Annotated in this window: 23 protein-coding genes, 1 tRNA gene and 1 pseudogene; 8 read left to right on the plus strand and 17 right to left on the minus strand. The window is 54.0% G+C overall.

The genetic code is table 11. The features are described from left to right. Positions 1-35 precede the first annotated feature (35 nt). Positions 36-749, plus strand: coding sequence for an SOS response-associated peptidase (locus RBB80_RS01490; protein ID WP_433966584.1), 714 nt, complete (start codon positions 36-38; stop codon positions 747-749). A 169-nt stretch (positions 750-918) separates the two neighbouring features. Further along, positions 919-1,464 (plus strand): glutathione peroxidase, encoded by a 546-nt coding sequence (locus RBB80_RS01495; protein ID WP_433966585.1) that lies wholly within the window; start codon positions 919-921, stop codon positions 1,462-1,464. Between the two features lie 315 nt (positions 1,465-1,779). On the opposite strand, the gene RBB80_RS01500 is transcribed toward RBB80_RS01495, so the two are convergent. Together RBB80_RS01500 and RBB80_RS01505 are read right to left on the minus strand one after the other, a co-directional pair. Further along, entirely contained in the window at positions 1,780-4,023 is a 2,244-nt protein-coding gene (locus RBB80_RS01500; RefSeq protein ID WP_433966586.1) for an alpha-galactosidase, read from the minus strand. Between the two features lie 408 nt (positions 4,024-4,431). Beyond that, positions 4,432-5,463 (minus strand): IS110 family transposase, encoded by a 1,032-nt coding sequence (locus RBB80_RS01505; protein ID WP_433964350.1) that lies wholly within the window; start codon positions 5,461-5,463, stop codon positions 4,432-4,434. 203 nt (positions 5,464-5,666) lie between these two features. On the opposite strand from RBB80_RS01505, the gene RBB80_RS01510 reads away from it, so the two are divergent. Beyond that, positions 5,667-6,053: a hypothetical protein gene (locus RBB80_RS01510; protein WP_433966587.1), complete on the plus strand. Its 387-nt coding sequence runs from the start codon at positions 5,667-5,669 to the stop codon at positions 6,051-6,053. A gap of 234 nt (positions 6,054-6,287) precedes the next feature. Here the strand turns inward: RBB80_RS01510 and RBB80_RS01515 are convergent, their stop codons facing one another. Together RBB80_RS01515 and RBB80_RS01520 are read right to left on the minus strand one after the other, a co-directional pair. Beyond that, positions 6,288-6,575 (minus strand): hypothetical protein, encoded by a 288-nt coding sequence (locus RBB80_RS01515; protein ID WP_433966588.1) that lies wholly within the window; start codon positions 6,573-6,575, stop codon positions 6,288-6,290. A 473-nt stretch (positions 6,576-7,048) separates the two neighbouring features. Further along, positions 7,049-8,434: an amidohydrolase family protein gene (locus RBB80_RS01520; RefSeq protein WP_433966589.1), complete on the minus strand. Its 1,386-nt coding sequence runs from the start codon at positions 8,432-8,434 to the stop codon at positions 7,049-7,051. 292 nt (positions 8,435-8,726) lie between these two features. Here RBB80_RS01520 and RBB80_RS01525 point away from each other — a divergent pair, with 292 nt between their 5' ends. Then, on the plus strand, positions 8,727-9,011 hold the full coding sequence (locus RBB80_RS01525; RefSeq protein ID WP_433966590.1) for a hypothetical protein: 285 nt from the start codon (positions 8,727-8,729) through the stop codon (positions 9,009-9,011). 146 nt (positions 9,012-9,157) lie between these two features. Further along, a complete protein-coding gene (locus tag RBB80_RS01530; protein WP_433966591.1) occupies positions 9,158-9,442 on the plus strand; it encodes a hypothetical protein in 285 nt (94 codons plus the stop codon). 166 nt (positions 9,443-9,608) lie between these two features. Here RBB80_RS01530 and RBB80_RS01535 read toward each other — a convergent pair whose 3' ends face one another. Next, complete coding sequence (locus RBB80_RS01535; protein WP_433966592.1) at positions 9,609-9,752, minus strand: hypothetical protein; 144 nt, start codon at positions 9,750-9,752, stop codon at positions 9,609-9,611. A gap of 171 nt (positions 9,753-9,923) precedes the next feature. Between RBB80_RS01535 and RBB80_RS01540 the strand changes: the two genes are divergently transcribed. Continuing rightward, on the plus strand, positions 9,924-10,910 hold the full coding sequence (locus RBB80_RS01540; protein WP_433970048.1) for a peptidylprolyl isomerase: 987 nt from the start codon (positions 9,924-9,926) through the stop codon (positions 10,908-10,910). 117 nt (positions 10,911-11,027) lie between these two features. Here RBB80_RS01540 and RBB80_RS01545 read toward each other — a convergent pair whose 3' ends face one another. The 3 genes from RBB80_RS01545 to RBB80_RS01555 form a co-directional block, all read right to left on the minus strand. Continuing rightward, positions 11,028-11,456 carry a hypothetical protein gene (locus RBB80_RS01545; protein ID WP_433966593.1) on the minus strand — a complete coding sequence of 143 codons (429 nt, stop codon included), beginning with the start codon at positions 11,454-11,456 and terminating at the stop codon, positions 11,028-11,030. 55 nt (positions 11,457-11,511) lie between these two features. Continuing rightward, positions 11,512-11,670 (minus strand): hypothetical protein, encoded by a 159-nt coding sequence (locus RBB80_RS01550; protein WP_433966594.1) that lies wholly within the window; start codon positions 11,668-11,670, stop codon positions 11,512-11,514. A gap of 770 nt (positions 11,671-12,440) precedes the next feature. Beyond that, positions 12,441-12,530: transfer RNA gene (locus RBB80_RS01555), tRNA-Ser, on the minus strand. Positions 12,531-12,971: 441 nt separating this feature from the next. Here RBB80_RS01555 and RBB80_RS01560 point away from each other — a divergent pair. Further along, positions 12,972-14,339: a hypothetical protein gene (locus tag RBB80_RS01560; protein ID WP_433966595.1), complete on the plus strand. Its 1,368-nt coding sequence runs from the start codon at positions 12,972-12,974 to the stop codon at positions 14,337-14,339. 237 nt (positions 14,340-14,576) lie between these two features. Next, a complete protein-coding gene (locus RBB80_RS01565) occupies positions 14,577-14,966 on the plus strand; it encodes a hypothetical protein (protein WP_433966596.1) in 390 nt (129 codons plus the stop codon). Positions 14,967-15,352: 386 nt separating this feature from the next. On the opposite strand, the gene RBB80_RS01570 is transcribed toward RBB80_RS01565, so the two are convergent. The 9 genes and pseudogenes from RBB80_RS01570 to RBB80_RS01610 form a co-directional block, all read right to left on the minus strand. Next, on the minus strand, positions 15,353-15,535 hold the full coding sequence (locus RBB80_RS01570; RefSeq protein ID WP_433966597.1) for a hypothetical protein: 183 nt from the start codon (positions 15,533-15,535) through the stop codon (positions 15,353-15,355). A gap of 152 nt (positions 15,536-15,687) precedes the next feature. Then, positions 15,688-16,008, minus strand: a pseudogene (locus RBB80_RS01575) (DUF2306 domain-containing protein); the annotation flags it as partial. 79 nt (positions 16,009-16,087) lie between these two features. Continuing rightward, entirely contained in the window at positions 16,088-17,302 is a 1,215-nt protein-coding gene (locus RBB80_RS01580) for a putative sugar O-methyltransferase (protein WP_433966598.1), read from the minus strand. 35 nt (positions 17,303-17,337) lie between these two features. Continuing rightward, entirely contained in the window at positions 17,338-17,637 is a 300-nt protein-coding gene (locus tag RBB80_RS01585; protein ID WP_433966599.1) for a c-type cytochrome, read from the minus strand. Continuing rightward, on the minus strand, positions 17,634-18,641 hold the full coding sequence (locus tag RBB80_RS01590; protein ID WP_433966600.1) for a hypothetical protein: 1,008 nt from the start codon (positions 18,639-18,641) through the stop codon (positions 17,634-17,636). The genes RBB80_RS01585 and RBB80_RS01590 overlap by 4 nt, the downstream gene beginning before the upstream one ends. Positions 18,642-18,839: 198 nt before the next feature. Beyond that, positions 18,840-20,534, minus strand: a complete 1,695-nt coding sequence (locus tag RBB80_RS01595) for an ABC transporter ATP-binding protein (RefSeq protein WP_433966601.1) — start codon at positions 20,532-20,534, stop codon at positions 18,840-18,842. A gap of 254 nt (positions 20,535-20,788) precedes the next feature. Beyond that, positions 20,789-21,733 carry a phytanoyl-CoA dioxygenase family protein gene (locus tag RBB80_RS01600; RefSeq protein ID WP_433966602.1) on the minus strand — a complete coding sequence of 315 codons (945 nt, stop codon included), beginning with the start codon at positions 21,731-21,733 and terminating at the stop codon, positions 20,789-20,791. Between the two features lie 533 nt (positions 21,734-22,266). Further along, a complete protein-coding gene (locus RBB80_RS01605; RefSeq protein ID WP_433966603.1) occupies positions 22,267-24,240 on the minus strand; it encodes a glycosyltransferase 87 family protein in 1,974 nt (657 codons plus the stop codon). 282 nt (positions 24,241-24,522) lie between these two features. After that, positions 24,523-25,011 carry a flavin reductase gene (locus tag RBB80_RS01610; RefSeq protein ID WP_433966604.1) on the minus strand — a complete coding sequence of 163 codons (489 nt, stop codon included), beginning with the start codon at positions 25,009-25,011 and terminating at the stop codon, positions 24,523-24,525. Positions 25,012-25,881 lie beyond the last annotated feature (870 nt).

Genomic DNA, 25,881 nt, shown 5'->3' on the forward strand with positions numbered 1-25,881 from the left:
GACGGTCGGTCGAATTTTGCGAATAGAATTTCCCAATGTGTGGCCGCTACGGACTCAGGTCAGATAAGCAATCAATCGCCGACGCCTTCTACGCGAAGAAGGTGAACCCGAAGGTCGTGCTGGCTCCGAACTACAACGTCGCGCCCAGTACGTTCCTCCCCGTTGTGCGTCTCGATGATGAAGGCGACCGCGAACTGACGCTCATGCGCTGGGGTCTGATTCCCTTCTTTTCGAAGGATGACAAGACAGGTTTCAAATCGACGAGCGCACGCGCCGAGACCATCGCCACCGTGCCCACGTTCCGCGAAGCCTTCAAGAGACGGCACTGCATCGTTCCCGCCGATTGGTTTTACGAGTGGCAGGGCCTAGACCCCCAGCGCAAGAAAACTCAGTCATGGGCGATTGCGCGGAAAGATCGCAAGCTATTCGGCATGGCAGGTCTATGGGAGAGTTGGAACGACCCCATTGCGAGACAGCCCCTTGAGACCTTCACCATCATCACGACGGACCCCAATGAGGTCATGGAGCCGATCCATACGAGGATGCCTGTCATCCTCCGCCCAGAGGACTACGAGAGATGGCTGGCTCCAGTAGACCCAGCTACGCCACCCACTGACCTGCTCAGGCCCTCTCTGCTGAGTCTGGAGGCATGGAAGGTAGACCCCAAGGTCGGTAATGTCAGGAACATTGGCCCAGAGCTTTGTGAGGCGTGGGCCGATGAGCCCCCAGCCCCTTCGTTGTTCGGATAAAGGATTGTGTACGCGGCTTTGGAAGTTGCCGAAAACTCCGTTTTTCGTGCTGCTGGTCGTTTGGCATTATCGACGGCATATGGCAGTTGGTACGAACATCGGCGACGGCGCTGCCACTTAAATCAGCCGCACGGTTACACTGGGCACATAACGATTTTCTGGAGTCGCCGTGCGAAAGATCTACCTGATGCTGATGTTCTTGTTCTTCAGCGGCGTGGCCGTGGCCGGTACCGGCGCGCCCGTCTACGATTTCAAACTGAGCACCATCGATGGTGACCCCACCACTCTAGGTGTCTACAAGGGCAAGGTGCTGCTGGTGGTTAACGTCGCCAGCGCCTGCGGCTTCACGCCTCAGTACACCGCGCTCGAGGCCGTCTACGAGAAGTACAAGGACAAGGGATTGGTAATCGTCGGCGTGCCGGCGAACAACTTCGCCAACCAGGAGTCCGGCACCAATGCAGAGATCCGAGAGTTCTGCAACGCCAAGTTCCACGTGAAGTTTCCGATGATGGCGAAGGTCTCGGTAAAGGGCGACGATAAGACGCCGCTCTACCAGTACCTCACTGCGGCGCCCAACGTTAGCGGCGAGATTAAGTGGAACTTCACCAAGTTCCTCATCGCCCGCAACGGACAGCCGATCGCTCGCTTTGAGCCGGCCGTGACGCCGGATTCGCCACAGGTGATCTCGGCGATCGAGTCTGCGCTGAAGCCATAGTCGGTGCGATGCTTGAAAGCCCGCTCTTAAGAGCGGGCTTTTCTTTTGAAGAAAGGGCCGTCGTCCACGTTAACGCTGATACACCCTGGTTCCCAAGCAAATGGTTTCTGTAGGAAATTGAAGGTATGGAAGCCTACGATCTTGCTGGGCAACATCGGCCTTTCGTAATGCCAACGCCCGAGACGCTTGTCGGTTTCAAGAGGCGTTGGATGTGCGGGTCATAACTCGGTCAACAGAACATGTTCCTGCGAAGTCACGTTTTCGGCAACTTGGTTGAGCCTGCAGAAAACGCTGTTTCCCGATGGGTGAATCAAATCACGGGAGCCGCTCCAGGACTAAAGCGGTGCTGTCATAATCGCCCTCGAGCTTCAAGTTCACACCCGCCCCCATCAGTACGGAGCCCGATAGAACCGCCTCCCCCGTGTACTTCTCCGGGTCCAACGCACGAAGACGATACATCGCGTCGGGGTCAAGCCCACGCAGGTGGACGGTGGGGTAGGGCAGCCGAAATCGCTGACTATGCAGAAACGCCAGCAGCACGGCCTGTGAGCCGTCCTGTGCGACATATTCCATCTGCGATGGATCACCTGTCAGCGGAGATGCAAGCCGATACAGTCTGCCCTGTTGCACCGTAGTACGAATGGTCTTGTAAAACTCTGTGAGCTTCGCCGAGAGCGCCAAGTCGGCATCAGAAAACTTCGTCAGGTTTGCCCCAATGCCGAGCGCACCCTGCATGGCCACAACAAAGCGATATTGCAGCGGAACCATGCGGTGATCCATACTTGGCACATCCGTCACCCACGCCACCATGGTCTGCGGCGTGTAAGCCTGCGTGTAGCCAAACTGAATGTCCTGCCGGTCGAGCGCGTCCGTATTATCACTCGGCCAAACCTCATCCGTCCGCTCAAGAATGCCGAGGTCCACGCGCCCGCCGCCGCTTGAGCAGGACTCGATCTCGAGCTTCGGATGTTTCGCGCGAAGCCGGTCGATCACGTCATACAGGTTGCGCACAGCTTCGAGATAGATTGCCTTTTCCGCGTCTGTATTGGGGTGCGCCGGCGAAGAACCTGGTGCCATGTCCCAGCCCGGTTCCGACCAGATGCGGTTATAGTCCCACTTCAGAAAAGCAATGTCGTTCTCGCTCACCAGCTTGTCGAGCCAGTTGAACATCCACTCCTTCACATCCGGCCGGGCCAGGTTCAACATCAGCTGGTTGCGCTCTTCCGAATGTTCGCGATTGGGGAACTGCATCGCCCATTCCGGATGCTGGCGATAGAGATCGCTGCCTGGATTCACCATCTCCGGTTCCACCCAGATGCCGAAATCCATGCCGAGCGCATGCACGTGATCGATGACCGGCTTCAACCCCTGCGGAAACTTCTTCGGCGTGATTGTCCAGTCGCCAAGTCCGGCATGGTCGTCGTCACGCTTGCCGAACCAGCCATCATCGATCACAAACCTCTCCACGCCTACCTTCGCGGCGCGTTCGGCGAGCGCGATCTGCGTGTCGGCCGTGAAGTTCATCTCCGTCGCCTCCCAGGAGTTGTAGATGATTGGACGCGGCTTGGGCTCACGCGCTTCACCGCGTTTGGGCAGGATCTCCTGCAACTGAAGTTGGCTCAGGATGCGCGACGCCTCGCCATCGCCGCCATCCGTGTAACCCGCGTAGAACTTCGGTGTCTCGAGCGACGCGCCGGCTGCAAGCGTCCAATGAAAGTCGAATGGGTTGTAGCCGCCGGTCACCCGCGGTTGGTGCAGCGAAGTATATTCGGTGACGATCTGCCAATTGCCGCTCCAGCCAAGCTCCCCAAACCAGACCGGACCGGCTTCTTCGGTCGTTTCTCCCTCTTTGCCGATCGAAAACCACGGGTTCGCTTCGTGCGACGTGTGTCCGGTACGGCTTTCCTGCACGCTCTTTCCGGTCTTCAGCGGCTCCTCGTTCAACCGGAACTCACCGCCCCACATCCCCGTCAGCCAACGATGCGCATAACCTGTGCCGGCGGGAAGATTCCATGTAGCCGACGCGGCATTCTCAATGCCGAAGCTGCCTTTGCCTGTGTTTTCGATGCGTGACCAGCGCGCCAGTACGCCCTCGGGGAAGGTCTTGTAGTACAGGTGTACGCGCAGAGGCTCATTCGTATCCTTCAGGACGATCTCGAGCTCCGATCCAGTTACCTTTGCCGACTCGTATTTGAGAATGAGCGTTCGATCCCCGTTCGGCGAATTGACCTTGAGCGCTGTCTCCGGGAATATCCCGGCGCCGTATGCCGGATACTCTTGTGGCGTTGTGGCTGCCGGAGGATACTGGGAAGCACGTTCAGGCAGGCTCTTCGCCACCGGCACGAGACCACGGTCGCTCAGCTTCGGTCCCCAGTAAAGCGATTGCAGGATGCCCTGTTCATTGACGCCGACCACGTAGGTCATCTTGCCGGCATTGAGATACCACTGCTGCCGATCCGGTTGCGGCCGCACCGCCGTCTGAGCCGAGACAGGGCTGGACACAAACAGACCCAACAACACGAAACTACAGCAGGCACGAGCATCAAGCGCTTTCAGCACAAAGTTCCTCCAAGCATGGAATCGTACGAGCAATCTATGTGTGAGAAACAACAATAATCAACTTGCATGCTTGATTCAGTAAGAGACAGATAGCAATCGCTCCCCTTGAAGTCAGCTTTTTGGGCAACTTCAAAATCGAAGTTGCCGAAATGTATGGTCCGCCGTCTGACTGCAAGGGAAAAGTTGGTGGATGAAGAAAGTCTGCGTCAATGTATCCGACCTGTTGTGTGGAGAGGTGTCTCCTGGCCATGATGAGATACGCCGCGTACCTGTCCTTCGAAACCCCTCGGCCGTGTAAGGGCCATTTGAGCAAACAGGCTTCAGGTGCGCCGTTTTGACTGTTCTTTCATCCTTACTTGTCCGGTGCAGACCTCGGTGGGAGAACTTGATCTTGATGGTTACTCTTGCCTACGCAGCAGCTGGCTCTTGAACTGCCCGATAGTCCTGGCCACTCGATAGCACCGCCCATGCGATCCGCGCGAGCTTGTTGGCTGCCGCGACGATGAGCACGTTGCGTGGGGCTCTCGTTTCAAGAGCCGTCATCCACGCTCCCATGGGAATCCGCTCTCGCTTGCAGCGTAAGACCACGGCGCGTGCTCCATGGATGAGGATCTTGCGTAAGTAGCGATTGCCTCGCTTACTGATGCCGTAGAGCTTTGCTTTGCCGCCAGTCGAGTACTGCTTCGGCACCAGTCCCATCCAGGCGGCGAACTCTCGCCCCTTGTGGAACGCAGCGCCGTTGCCGATCGAAGCCACGATCGCTGTTGCGACCAAAGGGCCGATGCCTGGGATCTGCCTGAGCCGTAGGCATGCCGCATCACTGGAAGCGATCAGCTCCACTTCATGGTTCAGATCGACCACCTGCTGCTCAAGATCCTTCCACTCGTTCCAAAGCAGAGCGAGCAGGTTACGCATCCGCGGAGTGAGATCTTCTTCGGCGTTCTCAAGGATCTCAGGCATACGCTCGCGCAGCTTGGCCGGGCTCTTCGCGAACACTAGGCCGCGCTCCAGCAGGAAGGCACGCAACTGGTTGATCACGGACGTTCGTCGTGTGATCAAGCGGTCGCGCACACGATGCAGCGCCTGCAGATCGAGCTGGTCATCTGTCTTGATCGGCACGAAACGCATGTTCTGTCGATCGACAGCCTCCGCGATAGCTTCTGCATCCAGGAAGTCGTTCTTGTTGGACTTCACAAATGGCCTCACGAACTGAGCCGGAATGAGCTTCACGTCATGGCCCTGTTCACGCAGAGCACGACCAAGAAAGTGCGCTCCGGCACATGCCTCCAAGCCGATCAGCGAGCTCTGCAGGTTCGCCGTGAACGTGATCAGCTGCTTCTGGGTGAACTTCTTCTTCAGCAGCACCTTGCCGTTATCGCCGAGCGCCACCAGGTGAAAGGTCGTCTTGCCAAGGTCAATCCCTACCGAACGAATCTGCATATCGATGATCCTCCTTGAACCTGCCTACAAGATCTTCCACCCTACGGTGAAGTTCAAGCGGCGGACCATCTCAGTAACCCCGTTTTTCATTCCTGATCCCGTGCGCGGCGATATTCTATTCCCAAGCTATGATCCTCCCTGAAATTTCCGAACGACTGTCGCGCCTACTTAAACTTGATCGGTCAGCTCTTCTCAGTGACGAAGTGAAGTCGATTGAGCCACGCCCGTTGTCGGGAATCGAGCAGGGTTGGGTACAGTCGATACTGGCCGCAAGCGATGGATGGGAGACCGCCGATATAAGCCAAACAAGGGTCGTCGCAGAAGGGCCGAACTCTGAGGGAGTCTTACTGGTCCTGCAAGCTCCCGCTCCCGAGAATCCAGGTGCCAAAGCAGTCCGAAACTCCATTGCCCAACTGTGGATACAGACCGACGAGCAGTTCACTGTGAACGTTCAACTCGCTGAATGGGAGGGAAGACTTCAGGAGCTATATGTCCTGGTCGTCGATGGGAAACACCCTAGGCGCATCATCCGCACTATACCTGCTGATGGGATCGAAGTCTCTCGGGATGTGGTCGGCTTTGGCTCATAAGCAGAACGTTCAAATGCAGACTCCTCGAAAGTCGGGTTTGCGGCAAGTTCGATTCGCTGACGGCGGAGGTTGTCGCTAACGCTGTTTCGGGAAGTTCGATTTTCGGCCCTTCGATACGAGCTTTGACATCCTCTCTCCTAGTCGTTTCTCACTGACTCAGTGACAGATTGAACATGGGTCGACCTTGACATACCGACCTCCTTACCCCCTGATAACGCCCGCCACGTAGAATAATCAGGCGAAATGACTTAAAGCTAAACCGAATTTCATCGAAAACCGCTCAGGGCGTAGACTGGTGATGTCGCTTTCAATATCGAAAATCCTGGCGAAACATCGCTCCAATGGCTTTCTGGCGAGGGCGACGAAGATTTGGCTCGGTAGTTCGAACTGTCGTCTTGGGTCGGATGGCCTCCAAAGGAACAGCACCTGCAGTTCACCCGCGAATTCAGCAGAAGAGAAGCCTGAGACGCCGTTAAAGAATCGGAGAATTACCATGCGCTCAGAACTGATCTTTCGTGCCAAGGAAACCGTTACTAATAAATACAAACTTTGTCAGACTGCCTCGAAGGCGACCCGGCGGCTTCACATCTCCTCGACAAATACGACGGATACCATCAACAGTGCTTTTGCTCGCATCGCTGATGACTTGAATGAACCTAATCCTGACTCTTCCCGAACGAATACTACCTCTTTCTGGTGGGAAATGCGCTAACGGCCATGAAGCTTGCATGCTGGCGAAGCGACCATCAAAGGTTCGTCAGCGATCAATTTTTCAGTTGGTTCGCAGTTGTTGCGCGTGGCGGTCCCTTCGAACCAGCCTGCGTCCAGTCGATCACGGTTGCAGCGTTATCGCATCCGAGCAGGCGTGCGCAGGGGAGCACAGCCGCGGACTAGCCAATCTGCTCGTCGAGTAACTATGGCGAGCGAGGCACGCCGCAGTTTACGAAGTCCCGCACCAAGGTTCAGGGATTCTTTCAAAACGGCAGATCGAAGAACTATTTCGCGGCGGCAATCTGTTTGATTCGGGCGCGGAGTTGGTCTAGGTCCTGTGGTGAGAAGTAGCGTCCATCGGCTATGACTCCTGCGATCTTGCGGGTGTTGCCGATGTTGTCCAGCGGGTTGGCTCTGAGAAGAACGAGATCGGCAATCCTGCCTCTCTGGATAGTGCCGAAGTCGTTGAGCCTGTTGTAGAACCTTGCCGGATTGAGGGTGGCGGTCTGGAGGGCTTCAAGTGGGGTGAAGCCTGCCGCTACAAAGCGCTGCAGTTCAAGATGGAGACTGATGCCCGGAATGACATCGACTCCCGCAGGTGTATCGGTGCCGGCTAGAAATGGCACATTCGCAGCGTGCAGCTTTCTAACGATGTCGAGTTCGTGATCGACGAACTTCTCACGAACAGCAAGAGGGTCGGTGTCGAGGGATTTGAGGATGCCCTTCTGAGCTGCGGGCCACTGCTTGGTCACCCAGATGTGACCAGCGTATGCGAGGTCCGGGTCCCTGGTGTAGTCGATGGCGTCGACGAGCCACTGGCCACGCTCCCAGAAAAGGGTGGGGCACTGCCAGACATGGTTCTTCGCTAGAAGCTGAATGATGCCGGCCTCGCGGGCTGGATCGTAGCTCTCGAGGAACATTCCGGGGGTCTTCGTGCCGGTGAGGTATTTGTCCTCATCGAGGGAACTGGCCTCGAAGATACCGATGAGATGCTCGAACGTTCGCTGGCCGACGGATACGGCCTCGGAGGCGCGAATCGAGTCAGGGACGTGACCCTCGAATTCGATACCTACCTTTTTCGACTCTTCGGCGATGGCGAAGTAGGCTTCACGAGGGACACCGGACTGGACCTTGATGAAGTCGACCCCTCGGCTCTTGAGCATGTCCACAGCGTTGCGTCCGTCCTCAGGTGTGGCGATGGGAACGGCGGCTTTGTAGTGGGATTTGGGACCGTCGAGCATGGGACCCGAGACAACCATGCGCGGTCCGAAGACGCGGTGCGCGGCTACGTCATCGCGGGCCTGGAGGACGGAGTCAAGGGCGCTGCCCATATCGCGGATGCCGGTGACACCGTTGGCGAGGAAAAGCGGAAGGATGAGGTCCGTGCCGTCAGCGGCAGTGCCATCGAAGTAGACGTGGGTGTGCATATCCCAGAGGCCAGGAATGAGGTACTGGCCCTTGGCATCGACGATCTGGCCTGCTTTGGGATTGGCTTTGGTGGAATGAGCGATGCTGGAGATGCGATTGCCGTTGATGACCACGGTGGTGTCGGGCTGACTTTTGCCGTTGGTGACATCGATGAGCGTTGCGTGAGTGATGGTGAGGGTTTGCGCCTTTGCGCAGGGCACCAGAAGCGGCAGGAAGAGAAGGAACTTTTGGAGGATCGGCACAGAGTTATGGTAATGCTCGGACGATATTTCGCCGCGTTGAAACGTGCGTTGCCTTCTAGCACTCTTCGCAGGCCTCGGGCGCGTGGTTGCAATGACTTCTCGCTAGGTACGGTTAAGAGCTTGCTCCCCGATGACGGGCAAACGGAAGTAATCGCGTCATGCCCATAAAGTCAAAGTCACCATCTCGCAAGTTCAATCCGTTGTTGCCTACAACCCCGTTTTTCGCTAACCGCTTCGGCTATCATCGTGGCGGAATGCTCCAAACGTAGAAATACTGTACTTAGGGAATCAAATGCGAAAGACTGATCGATTATTCGGGGCGTTCGGACTGATCCTCGAAGGTACGACCATCCTGATCTTTTTGGTGTATTTCGTCGCTGCGCGGGTCGGTGTGGCCGGTGCGACCTTGCCGCTTTCCAGAACGTTCCTTCACTACATTGTCATGCCGGTTTTCCTTGCGCCCCTTGTCGGGGTCGGCGGACTGTTTTTCGATAGGAGGCGCTTGTTGTCTGTGGCTGCGATTATGTTGGCGCTTCCCACGCTCACGCTGATGGGTGTCCTGAACGGCAATTTCTAAACGACTCCTGTGAAGCTCTACGTTCCCGCGAAGTCAGCTTATCGGCAACTTCGTTGAAGTTTCCTATAACTCCGTTTCCCGGGAACCGCTACAGCTATCATCGTTACGGAAGCTTCGATCAGAGAGATGTCAGGTGAATAGGCAAGATGCGAAAGACGGATCGCACATTCGGCGCGTTCGGCCTGATTCTCGAACTAAGTACCATTGCGGTCTTCTTGGTGTACTTCGTTATCGCGCGAGTCGGCGTCGCCGGTGTGACCCTGCCTCTGTCTAAAACTTTCATCCACTATGTCGTTCTGCCCATTTTCTTCGCACCCTTTATCGGAATCGTGGGGCTATTCTGCGATCGAAGACGTTTGCTTTCTGCTTCCACTATTGGCTTGGCATACCCGCTTCTGATCCTCATGGGTCTACTGAACGGCAACTTCTGAACGAATTCCGCAGCTTCCTCGAAAGTCGGGTTGTCGGCAAGTTCGAAAACTGAGTTGCCGAAGTTAGTCATAGCGCCGTTTCCCGGGAAGGTCAGTTGGGGCGTCGAATAGGTCTGTAGCCGAAGCACACGTACGAAGCCATCAGGTATCGTAGTCGGCACTTTTTTCACGTAGGCGTGATGATGTCGATCATTTTCTTTCTGAGTTCAAAGACGAGTCGGAGGGTAGCTTGATCATCCCCATCTCCGAACCGAAGTTCAATCACCCGCATCTCCGAGGTGGCAGCAGGTGCGGACACCGCTATTTTCATGCCCGTGCCAGCAATCTTTCGGGACTACGGTCCGGGCAAGCCTAAAATGATTGGGATGAAGCGCCGCCAGAGCCAGCCCGCTGAGATAACCAGATCCATGGCCACCCGCTCCAGTCAACGGCGGAAAATTGCCCTTAGCTTGACGGTAGCTGCATCCCTTGGCGTCTCGAGCTGTCACAAACCGGCTGCTCCGGATGTGGTTGCCCGGTAGACGGCCAAGCCATAACGCGCTCGGAACTGGACCAGTATTACACCGCACGGCAAAAGCAGATGGGGAGTATGCGCCTCGAAACGCCGGAGCAGGGCGACATGGATCGATTGGCATTACTAGGCGACCTAATAGATCGGAAAATTATCGAGCTTCAGGCGGTCAAGATGAAAGTGACGGTCAAGGACGAAGATGTCGACATCAAGTTCGCCGAGATCAAGGCGCGCTACACGGAGGCTCAATTTAATCAGTTGCTGCAGCAAAGCAACCAAACGATCTCCGATCTACGCCGCAATCTGCGTAGCTCTCTCACGGCGGATAGGCTCATCAATAGGGAGATTAATAGCAAGATTAGCGTCACTGACCAAGATACAGTCGCATATTTCAATGCACATAGAGCGGATTTCAATTTAGCTGAAAACAGGTATCGGATTTCTCAAATTGTTGTGAACTCAGTTCCAACATACGGAAGAGCTACGCTGTTCGGCAGCAAAGCCAATGACGCTCCCGAGGCGAGGGCAAAGATTCAAATCCTAAAAAGTCGTATCGATAACGGCGAAGACTTCAACACCCTTGCTTCGAGCCTCTCCGATGCCCCATCCGCCGCGAACGGAGGAGATATGGGTTTTCTGTTGGAACATCAACTCCGATCAAACACATTGCTTTTTGCAGCGGTGAGCACCTTGAAGGTAGGCGAGACGAGTGAAATTCTGGAACTTAGCCCGACGGACTCCTCAACCCCACCTGGCTACATGCTTGTGAAGCTCATTTCACGTGAGGGAATCGGCCAGCGCGATGTTACCAGCCCCGTGGTGCAGCAAAATGTTCGCAACCAAATCCGCAACGATCGTTCGCAGCTGCTTGAGACCGCCTATCTCGAGATACTTCGCGACAACGCGAAGGTAGTAAATTTCTTCGCAGAAGAGTTTTTCGCAAAAAACCACCGGTAATGTAAGGCCTTCGTTGCGAAGGCCGATCGTCGCAAGCTAGCCGCGAAGTTCCCTAAAAGTCGGGCGGCAAGTTCAAGGTCGAAGTTTCTCATAACGCCGTTTTCAGGGCGTCTCAGCTCACGAGATCGAGCCGACGCGTTTGTTCGTCCGTTTGGACTTCCGGTCGGCAAGCTCCATCTGCCAGTGATCGGCAATCATCCAAAGCAAGAACTCGGGGACTGCCATGATGCTGGTGACCGCGGGTTTTAGTGTTTCGGTACGGCTGGCGAGGATCGCAAAGAGGACGGCATGTGTCAGCAAGGTCACGCCAATAGTGAGCCAGAACCGCTTGTTTTTCCACCGCGAGCGACGCTTGGGCACTCCGATTCCGAATAGGAGTATCGGGAACATCAGAGATTGCAACAGCTTGAACAGAGTTTCCCACTTGATACCAGTGCTCGCGAGTCCAGCTATAGTCGCCAGCACAAGGACACAGATCAGAATGTACAGCGCGAGATCCTTCAATCGCTTACGAACGTCCAGCTTAGCCTTATGGCGTCCAGTCACACTCGCATTCTACTTCTTCCTTCTACTTCTTCCCCGAAAGTCGGCTTTGCGGCAACTACGGTCCAACCAAGTGATGGACCTCTGACACGGCCCCTGCATCCGGCCCTGAGTGTGGCCTCTCCACGTCGTAGATGAAGGCAAGTACGCAGGCGAGGACAATCAGGAAGATGATCATCATGCGAAGCCTTTGCCGTCGCTCATCTGGGTTCAGCATAGTGCGATGCTCTCAGGCAGAAATAAAACTGGCAAGTTGGCCGTTCCTCGAAAGTCGCATTATCGGCAACTTCGATTTGGGTCGAATCGCTTCACAGCAGTTCAGAGGCAAACGCCAGAGGCTCATCTCTTCTCTGTTTGGGTGATTCTTGGCCTCTGGCTGGCCCTAGGTGCTCTTCTAGCCCTCAGAACAGGGGTATGGGGCCTTCAGAGAGCCACCCAGAGGCCCAGCCCATTTCTGGGTGCGTCTAGCACTGGTTAGGGTCTGGTAGCACCTTGGTAGCAGAATAGGGTAAAAACTGGTCCAAACCTCACCAAATGAATTAGGGTAGCGAGTACCCTTGAACCATGCATGTTTACTGGGTTTATGCGAACTTTGCATAGCTCATACAAACTACCCATAATCACCGTGAATCGCCCTTTCACGGCGATAACATCAATCAAGAACTCGGGCACTTGGCGGCCGAGATTTGGTCAGAGACCCGGATATGCTTTGGCAGCTTGCACCACGCGGTGGCACCATGCGAAAGAGTTCACATCAGTGGATCGATATGCTGGATGAGGCCTCCCAGATGAATCATCGCGTTCCTACGACCCGCCCAGGATTTCTCTCCAATCGACCCACCCGGAGATATTCGCCCACGCAGGGCAGATGATTCCAACCCACAACCCTCTTTGGAGATCGAGCTCAGCGGAAGATAGCTCCATTTATGGGGATTTCCGCGAGTTTCTGCCGAAGGTAATCGCTACTCCAAGACAGGACAGACAAAATGGCGGAAGAGGAGGGATTCGAACCCCCGATACCCTTTCAGGTACGCCAGTTTTCAAGACTGGAGCCATCAACCACTCGGCCACTCTTCCCTGTTTGAAGTTTAGTACGCAGTTGCCTATTGCGCAAAAAGATGATCTCGCCTCGCCTAAACGCAAGACCCACGGGGCAGACTCTTCTTACACCTGTTGAATCTATACTCCTAAGTAGCTGCGATATAACGCGGTAGAAGAAAGTGACAGCCAACACTTGTCGATCCCCATCCACGATCATGAACCGGACAGGTCTTCCTCTTCGCCTTTGTCGCATATTGACTTAGAGCCGAAGCTGGCGGGATCAGAACGCGTACTCGTGTGGCTGCTAGGGATTTATGGGGCGATTGGGCTGATTTTTCTGGCGATTGCGCCAAAGTATTTTCTGCCTGCGGAAGATGCAATGATCTTATTTGCATACAGCAGAAATCTTGCCACGCATGGGGCTATCACTTTTTTGCGGGCGGGCCGCTCGCAGAGGGCGCGACGGATTTTGCGTGGATGACGCTGGTCGCCGGAGCGATTCGCGTTGGCTTCGATCCGTTCTGGTTCTCGGCCGTCGTCAATGTCGGATCGCTGCTAGGGCTGGTGGTTGTGTTGTTGCGGCTGATGCGGGTTCGGATTTCAACGCTTCTTGTGCTCGCCATTGCGGGATCGGCGGCTCTGTTCCCGCAGGTCTTCGCCGCGGCATCAGGGTTCGCGGTTCTTCCAGATGCTCTGCTGCTCGCAACGGTGACTTTGCTGGTTATCGAAAAGCGTGTGGTCTGGGCCTCGCTCACCGCGCTGGGTTTCTGCCTGTTCAGGCCCGATGGTGTGGTGTTTGTGCTGCCTCTGCTGACTTATGCGGTGGTCTCTTCGAAGGATAGGAGAGGTGCGGGGAGTGGGGTGACTGCATTTTTTCTGGTGCCGGGGATGACGTATTTCGTTTGGAGAGTCCATTACTTTGGTGAACTTTTTCCGCTGCCGTTCCTGGTCAAGTCGGATGCGCGGCGGATGCTGGGATTAGTGGTTGCTCATTCGCTGCAGCAAAGCCTCAAGTATCTTGTGTTCGACGCGGCGGTCCTAATGCCAGTGGTTTTGCTTCGCGAATTGCAATCGCGGTTTCTGCTTGTGAGTCTGATCGCGGCACCTACGGCCTTCTATTGGATGATGCGTCTCGATCAAAATGTCGGCGATCGCTTCTTCTATTATTTGCCGCTAACTGCCGCTATTCTGCTGGCTGTCTATTGGCAGCAAACGCCACTCTCGTCACGTAGGACGGTGTTGCGTATCGGCTTCGGGGCCTGGCTGCTTTTGATTGCGATGCCATTCTATCGCGAGCTCCGTACCTTTCGGGATATGCAATTCAGCCAGTCGAAGGACATCGCGCAGGAACTGAGTGCGATGCAGGAACGCGGCACCATGATCACAACGGAGACCGGTTTTCTGCCCTATTATTCCGGGTGGTTGACGTATGATCCATGGGGTTTGAACACTCCGGAGTTCGCCCATCGCTTTATACAACCCGAGGATGTGGAGCGCCTACACGCGGATGTGATCGTTGTCCATCCGGATCAGCCGGATAGTTGCCTGATCCAGCCCGGATGGCGGATGCAGTATGGAAGTCGGACGTGGCCAAATCTGACTCGAAATCTGGTAATTGGCGCGGACACATCGCGGTATGAATTGTGGCTGGTCTCTTACGGATCGGAGTTTTATCGGCGGCGTAGAGGCTGGCGTTACGGTGAAGGCGATCGCGAGTGCTGGTTTTTGTTGAGGGATTCGCCGCGCTACTCCCGTATCGCGGACACGCTTAGCCGACACAACGGCGTTGGTCCCCCGGAGTCGATTGGTCTCGAGCAGGATCACGCGCTGCACGCTGCCCGATAATTGCTGGCGCCGAGAGCGAGCATAAGCTCTTTGGGCACACTCTCGGCTGTCTCCGTTGACTATCACACAGCGCCTTTTTATGAGTTTGAAATCGAGGTCTATAGAGAAGCCGAGATTTTTGAGTCTTCCTTGCCTTCGCTGAATTACGAAATGAAGTCCCGCTCGCGCAGAGAGCTTCGCTGATGTCGTACCGATCGCAACTTGATAGACTGCAGACTCAGATGGAAGGCGCCCAGGGTGGCGGGACGGAATCGCTTCCAGCTAAGGCGACAACGCTCGCTTCGTGTACGCAAGCTGGGGGAAACTAGTCCCGCGGGCTTTGAGACAAACTCGTCATTTATCTCGCGGCAAGCAGACGCTTTCCGGCAGCGGTCAGCAAGACCCGTCGTCGATACGAAATGGATCGTAGACTACGACCGGAAGCTGGACGAAACCGCTCACTCGCTCGACGAACGAGCCATGACGAATGCGGCGGAGACGGAGTTCCTTGGACATGCACAGAAAAATCACAAGATTTGGTTCTGGGTGGAGCGAATGGATGCCGCCACGCAAATGCTTCTGTTGAGCACAATCCTGTGCGTGGGCTGGCTGAAACGAGAGATGCGCCGGAGGTCTCGCACCGCATGAAGGTCGAGGTCGAGCTTCGGCAGGAGCGAAGTTCTGAACCAAACACTACTCTGCCGATTCTTGAGACCGGCACCTCACTGGCGAAGGATATGGAACTCGGAGTAGTAGTAAAAGGGGTGGCAATATGGAGGAGCAAATGTCGACTTTATCTGATGCGATCTATTGCAGGGTCTTTCTTTTCACGGCCAGTCCAGGCCAATCGTGCAGTATCCTTATTGCGAGCCCGAACTCTGTACGCGGTGTGGGAGGATGCACTCGTTGTCGCTGTGGGCTAAGGGAAGAAACGCGTACTCGCGCGCTTGGAAATGCTGGTATTTGTGAGTGGTATTAAGACAAAGGCTGAAGCTTCGCTCTCACAACTAGCAGAAGAAGAGAGAACACCTGGTTCACGATCGACGCAATGTGAACGCGCTCCAATGAAAGACGAGGTCTGGAACCAAGATGGCCATGAAGGTGATGATAATTATCTCTATAGCAAATCCTGCCTCGCTGTGACGATTCCATGCTGGGACTGGCTGCAAGACACGGGTACCAACAAAGGTGAAGGTGACAGCATAGGAACGGACCATCCACTCGCGATGCTGGTGAAAGTGCCGATTGCGGGCCGCCAGAAAAGCAGCCCCGTCGCGATGATCCAGGTTCCCGCCTGGACGGTATTCGCAACAACGAAGTGGATCGCACGGGGATCGTGGCGGTGGTTGGATAGGATAATGGCGAGCGGAGCCGCGATAAAGACAGAACAGACGTATACGCGCCCGAGGGCTCGATGAAATTTTGGGTTGTCCCGCCGTATCCGACTCGAAAATTGAAGCGGACCAATTAGCAACGCGGCGATTCCCGCTAAAATGTGTGGGATGATCAGGAAGGGGATCGTACCCAGATAAGCTCGCTCCTTTACCTGACGCAGAAGCGGTACCTCGCTATAAAGAATGACGGATATTGTCATCCCGCCCATCGCAACCCAGAGAAGGGCTTTGAGCTTCCGGCGCAACGCATATGGGGTAGATGTCGATGTTTCTGTTGTCATCAAATTCACCGGCATAACTTTCCTGTCAATAAGTACTCAGCCGAAGATCTGAGGTAATGTGTTGACTGCTCGTATCAGGCAACTCGAAGACGGTCTAACGGATAGGTTTCGCGATTCGTGTGTAACTCTGTTCCAACATCGTTGACGCTGCCAAGCCCGAGGCGCCGCCTACCCCAGCACCGGATACCTTATAACTGTGCCACCCGGACGTTCGCGTGTCTGACAGCTCGAATGAATCCTTTTTCTGACCGAAAATGCTCGATATTGACTGGCTCGTTTGTTGCTTACCTATATAAAAAAGACAGTCTTTTGTCATTCGATCGATATGTTTCAGATACTCATCCATCGCGCCAGAGGATATGTCCGACATTGAATGAGAACTAAAAGTAATGTCGACGCTTTCAGCCGGCATGTTTTCTAGGTCGAACACTGGCAATAGCACCACGTCCGCCTGAGTGATAGCTCTCTTTGTCAGCTTGCCCTCGCCATAAAGTAGAAACTTCAGCCTTGGAAAGGCTTTGATTAGGTAGTACGAGGTTAACGCAATGCTTTCTGGAACATCGAAATCAAGGTAAGTCACGTTCGCTCGGTCGCGCAGCAGATAGTAAGCCATTCCACCAAACCCTCCTCCTATTTCAGCAACGGTGCCGGACTCTGGAGATAGCATGCTTTCGATCCTATGCGCACAGTAATGTGCGTACTCCGCACCTACATTTATGTGTGTTCCGTTAATCACCACGCCAAATGGATTTCCTATCCCTGGGCCTGCCAGGTGACGCAATGGGAAGCGGCCCTCTGTCTGCGCATTCCAGTAGTCAAACCGGTATAGAACGTGACCTAGATAAAACTTCCTATGAAGATCTTTGATATTTCCGCCGAAATATGCCTTCGACATACCATAAGGTGCTCCTAGCAAACCCGTCGAACAAGGATCCCGGAAAAAATTCCGGTACATTCCTCGGAGCGCGTTAGTGTCTTTGGTGAGCAGCGCCTGGATTACAGGTCCCAGGCTTCTATGTCGTACCTGCTGCCACCATTCCGTAGCCTGGTATGCGCTTGGCGCAGACTGTTGCCGTACAGCTCCAATGTATGCCGTGCATATTCTTTCCAGCAACGCATCGTCATCGCTCGAATCATCGATGCGGGATTTGAACCCCTCCGTTACATTATGTAGATCGTAGCGATCATCGTCCTTAAAACGACGAGCGCCGTGATTTGCGAACCTCCACATGCTTACGCGCGCACCGAGTAGATTCTTCGCAGCATTCGCTGTCTGAAAAGGATGGCGCAGGTGTTTGAGCTTTACCATATAACCTTTCATTCAAGCGCTTGCAGGGTTTCGGGCTACGGGTTCAGAAAACGCAAAATGGCCTTTTCATCTTCGCTACTCAGTCCCGCGCGCACGCGCATGTGTCTTGCGACTGTCCCAGAAATCCGAGGCGAAAAGCCTTGTGGAGCGTTGTGGCAGCGCGAACAGTTTTGATCGAACACCTGCTGTCCGTCTCGTTGCTTTGCGCCATGCACCGCGTTGCCCTTTGTCTGCTGCTGAGCCTCAGCCGGTACGTAGTTACTTTCCGTCTGCGAGAACCCCTGCACTGTAGATAACAAGAGAACACAGAAGGAAATGCGTAAAGGAATCTTCATCGCAATTTACCTTTCCATGCTGGAAAGAGGAAGCGGTAGACAACTCCCGTCTCCCAGACATTGAAATTTCCGGTCGAGGAAAACTGACGGGAGTAGCTGGTGTTGACTCTCACCTCGTGCGGCAGATAGTAATCGAGTCCGAAATCGGCTCTCTGCGTATCGGCTGTTGGCAAAAAATCCGACGCATCCGGACTATTGCGGAACGTCTGCTGCAGCCGGAAAATCGGCTCCAACCGCCCGATCAAGCTATCAGCGCCGTGAATCTGAGACAACCGGTAGTCCGTCTCTATCCAATATCCTTGCGAGTGAGCCCCATGCGCATACTCGGAGCGGATCTTCAGAGGAGTCCTTGCCGGCTCCCACCAGAGATGCACTCCAAAGGAGTTTGATTTGGCACTTTCCAGCGTTCTCCCATAAGACATTCCGATCTCGAGCCTTGTCTTAGGGAAGTAGGCATATACCTGTCCGCCCGTCGAGCGTGACGATTGAAATTGTTTATTCGTGCTGCCTGCCGAAAAGTAAGCTGCATAACTGATTGAGACCGTATCCGTCGAGTACGCGTTACCTCTTAGCATACCGCCCGTTCCACTGCCGCTGCCCATGGTGCCGATGCCGTATATCAAAGGAGCATCCTGCAGGTTGCTGATCCAGATCGGTGAAAGCCGCTCGTTGTAGGTGCCAAAGGGCGTAAGGAAGTAGCCTCCGACCACTGTGAGGTGTGTCGTGGCGATGTAGTCCGCCTGAAGATAGGACAATCCTAGAAACCCAGAATGGTTATACCCTTGGCCGTTTCCTTGTGGGGAAAAAGTCTCAAGGACATTGGCACGCGATTCAACCAGTAGATGTTGCCCGATCGGAGCTTCCAGCACGGGGACCGCGATTGTCTGGTAAGAAGTACTACCGCCGTTGGTGTTTGTAAAGAAGCCTAAACCTCCCGAGAGGAGAGGAGTGTCCTGAGCAAGGACAACTGGCAAGTAGCACAGCATCGTGGCGAAAAACAGCACCTTGCCGACTCGTCCGAGAAGTGCGCGATCTTTCAAATTAGATAAAGTACACATGCTGTTTCAACGCTATCGCGAGGTCTCGACGAGTGTGTCACCCAATGGTCTGGAGTCTGTCACTAATTTGTCAGATCGTCGCATCTTAAGAACCGGATTACGCCAGGAATGCTCAGCCGCGGTTTCATGAAGAGGAGCGTGAGATTAGATGACCCTGTCGCCTTCGCCGGGTGCGAGAAATAAATTAGATTCCAGGCCGTGCTGACGAGTGTAAAGCTCGTAATAGCGAGCTCCGCGCTGATACAGAGACTCGTGAGTCCCTCGTTCGACGATCCTCCCCTGCTCAATCACCAGGATTTGATCGGCACGTCGAATCGTCGACAGCCGGTGCGCGATCACGAAGGTAGTGCGGCCCTGCATCAGAAAGTTGAGGCCGCTCTGGATCAGAGCTTCAGATTCTGAGTCCAGCGAACTGGTAGCTTCGTCGAGGATCAGAATGCACGGATCAGCCAGGATGGCACGGGCTATCGAGATCCGCTGACGCTGTCCGCCTGATAGCTTGACCCCCCGTTCTCCCACCACCGTCTGGTATCGCTCCGGAAATCGCTCGGCAAACTCATCGACTCGCGCGATGCGGCATGCTTCCATCAGTTGCTCTTCGGTCGCGTTTGGACTGCTGAACAGAACGTTTTCCTGGATGGTTCCGTCGAAGAGGAACGTCTCCTGCAGTACGACGCCGAGTCGCTGACGAAAGCTCGACAGACGGATAGTGCATAGGTCAACGCCGTCGATCAGAACCTGACCGTCGATTGCATTGTGAAAGCCGCAGATGAGTGAGATGATAGTCGACTTGCCCGATCCCGAAGACCCAACGAGCGCCGTGACGGTGCCCGGCAACGACTCAAAACTGATCCCGTGCAGAACGGGCGTGTTGGGTACATAGGAGAAAGTGACGTCCTTAAACACGACGTCCCCCATGATTGAATCTACTGCCTCCGTGCGGGTCAGTTCGTCATCCTCCTCGGGTTCATCGAGGATCTCGAAGGTGCGATCAAGACCGGCAAACGTCTCGGTGAGTTGAGTTCCGACGCTGACTAACAGGGCAATCGGCGCAACTAGGAAGGCCAGGAGCATTGTGAATTCCACGTAGCCTCCGACATCGAGATGATGCGTCATTGTTGCTTTTGCTCCGAGGTACATAATGAGCGCGACCACGATTCCGATCGCGATCGTGGAACAGAGCGACATAATCGACCTAGCAGTTATCGAACTGGCGGCATTTTGGAGAAGGCGGACAGCACCTTTGGCGAAGACCCGCCCTTCGCTCGCCTCAGCGTGATATCCCTTTACAACACGTACACCGCTCAGGGATTCACTGAGGCGACCGGTGACCTCGGCGCTGATACGGGAGCGTTCGCGGAAGATCGGTCGCGTGACCCCAAATGCCTTTTTGAGAAACCAGGCGAAAACGATCAAAATGCAGAACGTGAGGATCGTCATGAGGATGCTAATGCGAATGAGAATGACGAGCGCGATGATCCCTGTGAGAATGCCACCGACAAAATCTATGAGCCCTGCACCGACAAGGTTCTGGACTCCTTCTACATCGGACATGATGCGAGTGACCAGAGCCCCAGTACTATTACTATCGAAGAACGAGATGGGCAAATGGCTGATATGCTGTTGGACCCGAATGCGTAGGTCTGCGATAAGACGCTGGCCGGTAGTGGAGAGCTGCTTCGAAATGGCGTAGGTGGTGACGCCCTGGATGAAGGCAGCAGAGGCTACAGCACCTACGATCAGGGGCAGCATCGCTAGCTGATGCTTGTACATTACATTATTGACAAGGTAACGAGAAGAAATGGGAACAGCTAAGCTACAAGCTCGGTTCGCAATCATCAGCAAAAAGCTGCACGCAAGAACCCCCGAAACGGCTCGACGAGTTTCCAAATCTCGGCCCTTATTCTCGCGAGGTTTGGCCCTGGCCCTGATAAGAATCGCTTCTTTTTTGTGGTCCCGCTAATGTCCCGTGAAGTCCGATTGACAGACCTTACATCGTCACTGAAGCTGGAGGAATCGAGAGAAGAAGCCATGGAAGATGTCGGTGTTAGAGTTGAGAGCGGATCGATTTTTGGTTAAAAATTACAGTGTGATCAACAAGGCATTTGTGACTCGAGCTGGCTCAGAATTCTGGCATACCTCGATTGCATCTTTGGAGAACCGGCCGTTTGGACAAGCTGAACCAGTTCGTCTTTGGAGGGCTTTAACTTTAGGGACATATGCTTCCAGAAATACTTTAATTCGTCTGAGCGCCAATTATCGTATGTCGCCTCCCAAGATCTATTTGAGGATCCCGGGAATACCAGATTTGCCGGATCAATCGCTCGTTCGTAATCCTGAAATCTGCAATCCAATGAAATGCGAAGTTGCTTAGAGACGTTCGGGGAAGCTGCATGGACCGTTAGACTGTGAAAAATCAGGACATCGCCTGCATTGATCTGTCCGCCGACCCAATCGCCCCCTCGCTCTGCCCCCTTCGGAATGATGCCTGTTTCGGGGTCGCTCTTCTGAAGTCCAAAACGATGAGACCCTTCAAGAATCCGCAACGGTCCTAGTTCTTCGGGACAGTTGTGGAGCGGAATCCACGCCGTAAAACTTTCCGGGTCTCCCCCAATGGACTGATGGTCCTGATGTGCCTGAATCACGAACCGTTCACAGTTAGGAAAGATTAACCGGCCAATCGGCTTCGGGTGTATCAGGAGTCGTGAACCCACAAGTAGTTTCATCACCTGCTGGAGCGCCGGGTGGTGCGCGAGAGCGTGGAAAGATTCCAATCTAAAGACTTGTTCGTAGACAAGATTGAACGATAAGTCAGAATCGCCACAGATGGCGCTGTGGTCAGCGATACGCTCCGCTAGGCTAAAACCTGGCATGAGCCAGCCAGCAATACGAACAACCGGCAGAATCTCATTCAGCAGTTGATTCACATCCTCGGAGGGCAGCAATCCCCTCACGAGCAAATATCCTTGCGAGGCTATTTCATCCTTCAAAAAGTGTGACTGTAGATCAGGAGCATAGATTTCACGAAACGGCTTCACGAGGTCATCCACTGTTCCCAACTCCTGCTGATTTAATGAGTTTCGCAAAATTTCTTTTAGTTCTAATGCGCGCGATCAAGTGAAATTGCATCTCGGAATTGACGCGAGAGGCTTACGTCTAACAGCTATTTTTAGGATGGGCGAGCACCGCCGTCCTAATATCGAAAGGTCAACACGACTCCAGGGCATGCTCTAATAAATGAAGAGATATGGTCGCGAAATTGGCAATATAGACGTACCGAAGACCAATCAGCTCAGAATGGTTATATCTCTGAACTTTACTATTGAGTTAGCGAAAAAAACCGGACAAAAAAATACTACTTGCTTAGCGTTTCTTTGTTGTCACAGGTTTGTAATTTGATTGTTTCTGCTAACCTTGATCAAGGTTAGTTCAAAGAACACGCGGGACGTAAAGATAACCAACGATATGGACTGCCAGTCGACGGGATAACATGAGCATATCGTTTAGTAGATGATTCCGCGTCTGCAAAGAGCCGAGAACCAAAGGGCTCGTCCGCAATCGCTGGCATAAATCAACGTTTGCGAGTCCGCGGCCCAGGCAGGTTCGGTGTTGTTGCATGCTGCATCGGTAAGCCTGCGAGTTTGGCCGTTGCGCAAATCGCGCAGCCAAAGATTCCAATTTCCACCTTGCAATTGGCTATAAGCGAGCCAGTGGCCGTTTGGTGAGATAGAAGGATATCTGGCCTCGCCCATATCGAGAGATCGGATACCTCCGACTCGATCTGCCACAAATAATCCTGGTTGCCCACCCCCGACGCAGCTGAAAATACAATTCCGCCTCCGGGCGCAAACGACATTTCGAGCACGTTGAATTCCGATGGAGTAAGCGGCATGTCTATGGCCGCCGGCTGATCCAGAGCGCGTGTCCAAATGCGCGTTCGGCCGTGATCCTCGCGAAGAAACGCCAGCCATCGGCCATTAGAAGATGCCACTGGAGACTCGGCCTGCTGTATGCTAATTCTCCCGTCCGATGCGGAGATGATTTTGGATTCGTTTCCGGTTTGTTCAACCCATCGATTGCCGTTCGCGGCGGCTATTCCGAGTTCGTCATCGTGCCCTTTACTGAAGTGCACGGCCCCGAAACGTTCAACTGCGGAATGGTAGCCATCGTGTTGCATCGCCACAAACAAAATCCCATCTTCTTCTACCGTTGGGTGAACCGCCATAAATACTTCTTTTGGAATAGGTATTCGTTGTTGATAATCGGCATAGAGGCCGCGCTGGTGGCGAAGATTGAATACGATGCTAAAGGTCAGGATTGCGGCGAGTGCAAGCGACCACGCAAGACGATCACGCTTCGTACTTTTGCTTGACTCTTGCCTGACCAGAACCACATAGGAAAACACACAGAGGAGGATCATTGCATGGAGTCTTGGCACCGTCAGTAACGCGATCCATCCCTCTGCCCCATTATTTGTTCCGCCCACGAATCCCGCTATCACGTAAAGAGGTAAGAGAATTGCGACCCACCAGCCGCGCTTCTCCTGCTGAAGCGCCTCCCAAATTAAGGATGCGGGCAAGATTAGGAGAGTGAAGAGATAGGACGCCGGTGACGTTGAAATCGCAAGGCTGGCTAGTAAGATCGCCGCCCACTCGAGCTGGACACGACGCGGACAGGTTTCGTTGGGCGTAGCAAGGAGCAGGGCTGGCGCCATCAGCATCATTTGCAAGAGTGGGTGCAAGATTGCAAACAAGGAAGGTGCACTAAATGCGGGATGTTGATTTAGCTGGGGCTCATAAATAAAAAGCTTGTGTAGGAGGGATGAGAGAGACGCTGCCTGCAGGTTGTATGGATCCAGGCCTTCGCCACGGAGTGCTGAGGGTAGCACCTGGAAAATATAAGTGCGATTTAGCTCCCAACCGAAGGCATATATTGATGCGACGCCAGTGCTCACAGAGCCCAGCACTCCACCCGCAAACGCTTTGAGATCCCTCTTCCTAAGGAAATAAAGCAAATAAAAGGCGGGAAAGACCTTCAGGCCTGTCGCAAATCCAACCGCAATTCCTGCCAAAAACCGCTTCTGGCAGATATAAAGCCAACACGCGAGCGTTAGTAAGAACAGCAGCAAAACATAGTATTGTCCGAATAAGAAATTCACACGCAGCGGGAAGCTTAAGGCAGCCACGAGAGAAAGATGTCGCCAAGGATGCCGCGTCAGACGTCTCAAAATCGACAAAGTCGCGACTAGAAGGCCGAGGTTAAGGATGAGCCAGCAGCGTTTCGCAGTTAAGACAGGCAACGACGTGAGCGGATAGATGATGAGGGTAGAGAATGGCGTTATCGGGACCATACCGACCAGCCGTTGATCGATGTCACGATGATCTTTCTGACGCTGTAACCATGGCCACTCGTAGACTCGCGATGTATCGTATCCTTCATGTACGAGACTTGCGGTCAAGTAGTAATTGGGAAAGTCAGTATTCAGCGTGTCCCACGCTTTCGGCAAAGTGCGTAGAGCCATATGCGTCGCCAGCAACGTTAACAATATCCATTCCCCGATACGAGACCATCGGAGTGCGGAGTGGAGATGCTCAACTGTGGAGGCTACTGGATCTTCCAATCGATGTTCTCCGTGTGTCTTAGCAACATTGAGTGATTCGGAGGTCGTGGCCACCTCTGATGGTCCCGGCGATCGCCTGGCGGCTTCCGCTTCACACTCATCGATTAAGCTTATTGTTTGATGCAACCATCTTGATCGGAACATCCCTGGCCGCCGGTGAGCGGTGGCGTCCTCGCTTGTTGAACGCATCTCCTGCCAACGAAATCTCTAGCTCTTCGTTTCCCTTTTGAGTTTCCTGAGTCGCCAGGCCTGATAGAAGCCATGAATAGAGCAGAATTCCAAGCCGTCGAAAAATTTGTCTTCTCGAATGATTCGCGCGATAAAAAACTGATGACTCCCGATCGCACGAACCGACTTGACCTCCACCTCCCTGACTCGTTGAGCGAATTCAGGGACCGGAATATTGAATGTGGTCGACATCTTTGTTGCGAACGGGAGTTGGCTCCAGTCGATTGATTCCTTTGTGTGGTTATTTGCGAGTTGGTATGCCAGGGTCCCCTGCGACAATGGAAGGCTGCTCAGCGCAATACGGCCGGCACGTTCTACGAGGCTGGCCGCCAGTCTCTCGCCTCTCAAAGCAAACCCCATATAGCCGTTACCCAGATTGCCGAGTATGTTCATGGGAAAAATATTCCCGTTTTCTCTGCTGCCCACGCTTACAAGCATGATTGGACGGGGGCAGATAAAGATCGCCATCCCTGCTCGTCTCTCGAGGAACGACATCTTTATTCCTTTGGTGTTATCGCTCCTCCACTGCCGATATGCGTGAAGCAAATAGTGAGCGCAGAGACGCGCTTTCGGCAGACAAAAGTTTCTTGAACTTCGAGGTTCGAACAAGACGAACTCCGATCCACCCTCCGCAGCGATGATCTGAGGCCTGAGTCCGATCTCTCCTAAGATTCGCCTACGACCGCTTCGTTCGCAGAATCTCAGCGATAAGTTAGGCAGGTCTTTCTCATTTGTTACTTGTCCTTCGTCAAATCCGATGCAGATAGTTAGTGGAGAAGCACATACCATGGAATGCCGGTGAGTTACGTCGCGGGGTTCTCCTGCGCCATGTAGCCACACTGTGATTTCTGCCTGCGGTTCTGCAAGTCCGAGAGTAAACTCCTGAGGGAATAGGGTATCCCCGAAGACAATCCTCTTGATCATTGCGCGAACTTCGCTCACGATCGACATACGATGGTTCCCATAGACGACATTATTGAATTCCGGGCCCGTTGGAAGATGGCGGGAACAGTGACAGACTATCGTTGCGCCGCAATCGGTGTGTCATGGACCAGTCTTAAGTCTGTCACGAGACTGTAAGAGGTCGGGGGCACGCCGTTTTGCCGGGAGGCCAGTGCCGGCTTTTACGAAGACGTGACGAAGTTCGCGATTATGAGTAGTTGACCGCGTTTCGGTGGTACCCCTCCCCAAGGGTATTCTGGGAGTAAGTGGAATAGATGCAGTGGTTTAGCGGGAGGGCATGCCGCTAAAATAGCGCATCTATAAGGGTTACGCCTAATATATTTGTTTTGTTCAGGTTAGCTTCGCTGCGGAGGGCGTCTTTTCTCGCTCTTTGGG

The sequence above is a fragment of the Tunturiibacter gelidiferens genome, assembly GCF_051013345.1.
GTDB lineage: Bacteria > Acidobacteriota > Terriglobia > Terriglobales > Acidobacteriaceae > Edaphobacter > Edaphobacter gelidiferens_A.

Bases quoted from the DNA above. Each gene is read 5' to 3' on its own strand.
- RBB80_RS01530 (WP_433966591.1), top strand. From the start codon at position 9,158: ATGCGAAAGACGGATCGCACATTCGGCGCGTTCGGCCTGATTCTCGAA.
- RBB80_RS01610 (WP_433966604.1), bottom strand. From the start codon at position 25,011: ATGGCGATCTTTATCTGCCCCCGTCCAATCATGCTTGTAAGCGTGGGC.
- RBB80_RS01570 (WP_433966597.1), bottom strand. From the start codon at position 15,535: ATGGTCCGTTCCTATGCTGTCACCTTCACCTTTGTTGGTACCCGTGTC.
- RBB80_RS01585 (WP_433966599.1), bottom strand. From the start codon at position 17,637: ATGAAGATTCCTTTACGCATTTCCTTCTGTGTTCTCTTGTTATCTACA.
- RBB80_RS01550 (WP_433966594.1), bottom strand. From the start codon at position 11,670: ATGCTGAACCCAGATGAGCGACGGCAAAGGCTTCGCATGATGATCATC.
- RBB80_RS01535 (WP_433966592.1), bottom strand. From the start codon at position 9,752: ATGAAAATAGCGGTGTCCGCACCTGCTGCCACCTCGGAGATGCGGGTG.
- RBB80_RS01525 (WP_433966590.1), top strand. From the start codon at position 8,727: ATGCGAAAGACTGATCGATTATTCGGGGCGTTCGGACTGATCCTCGAA.
- RBB80_RS01560 (WP_433966595.1), top strand. From the start codon at position 12,972: ATGACGCTGGTCGCCGGAGCGATTCGCGTTGGCTTCGATCCGTTCTGG.
- RBB80_RS01505 (WP_433964350.1), bottom strand. From the start codon at position 5,463: ATGCAGATTCGTTCGGTAGGGATTGACCTTGGCAAGACGACCTTTCAC.
- RBB80_RS01580 (WP_433966598.1), bottom strand. From the start codon at position 17,302: ATGGTAAAGCTCAAACACCTGCGCCATCCTTTTCAGACAGCGAATGCT.
- RBB80_RS01595 (WP_433966601.1), bottom strand. From the start codon at position 20,534: ATGATTGCGAACCGAGCTTGTAGCTTAGCTGTTCCCATTTCTTCTCGT.
- RBB80_RS01490 (WP_433966584.1), top strand. From the start codon at position 36: ATGTGTGGCCGCTACGGACTCAGGTCAGATAAGCAATCAATCGCCGAC.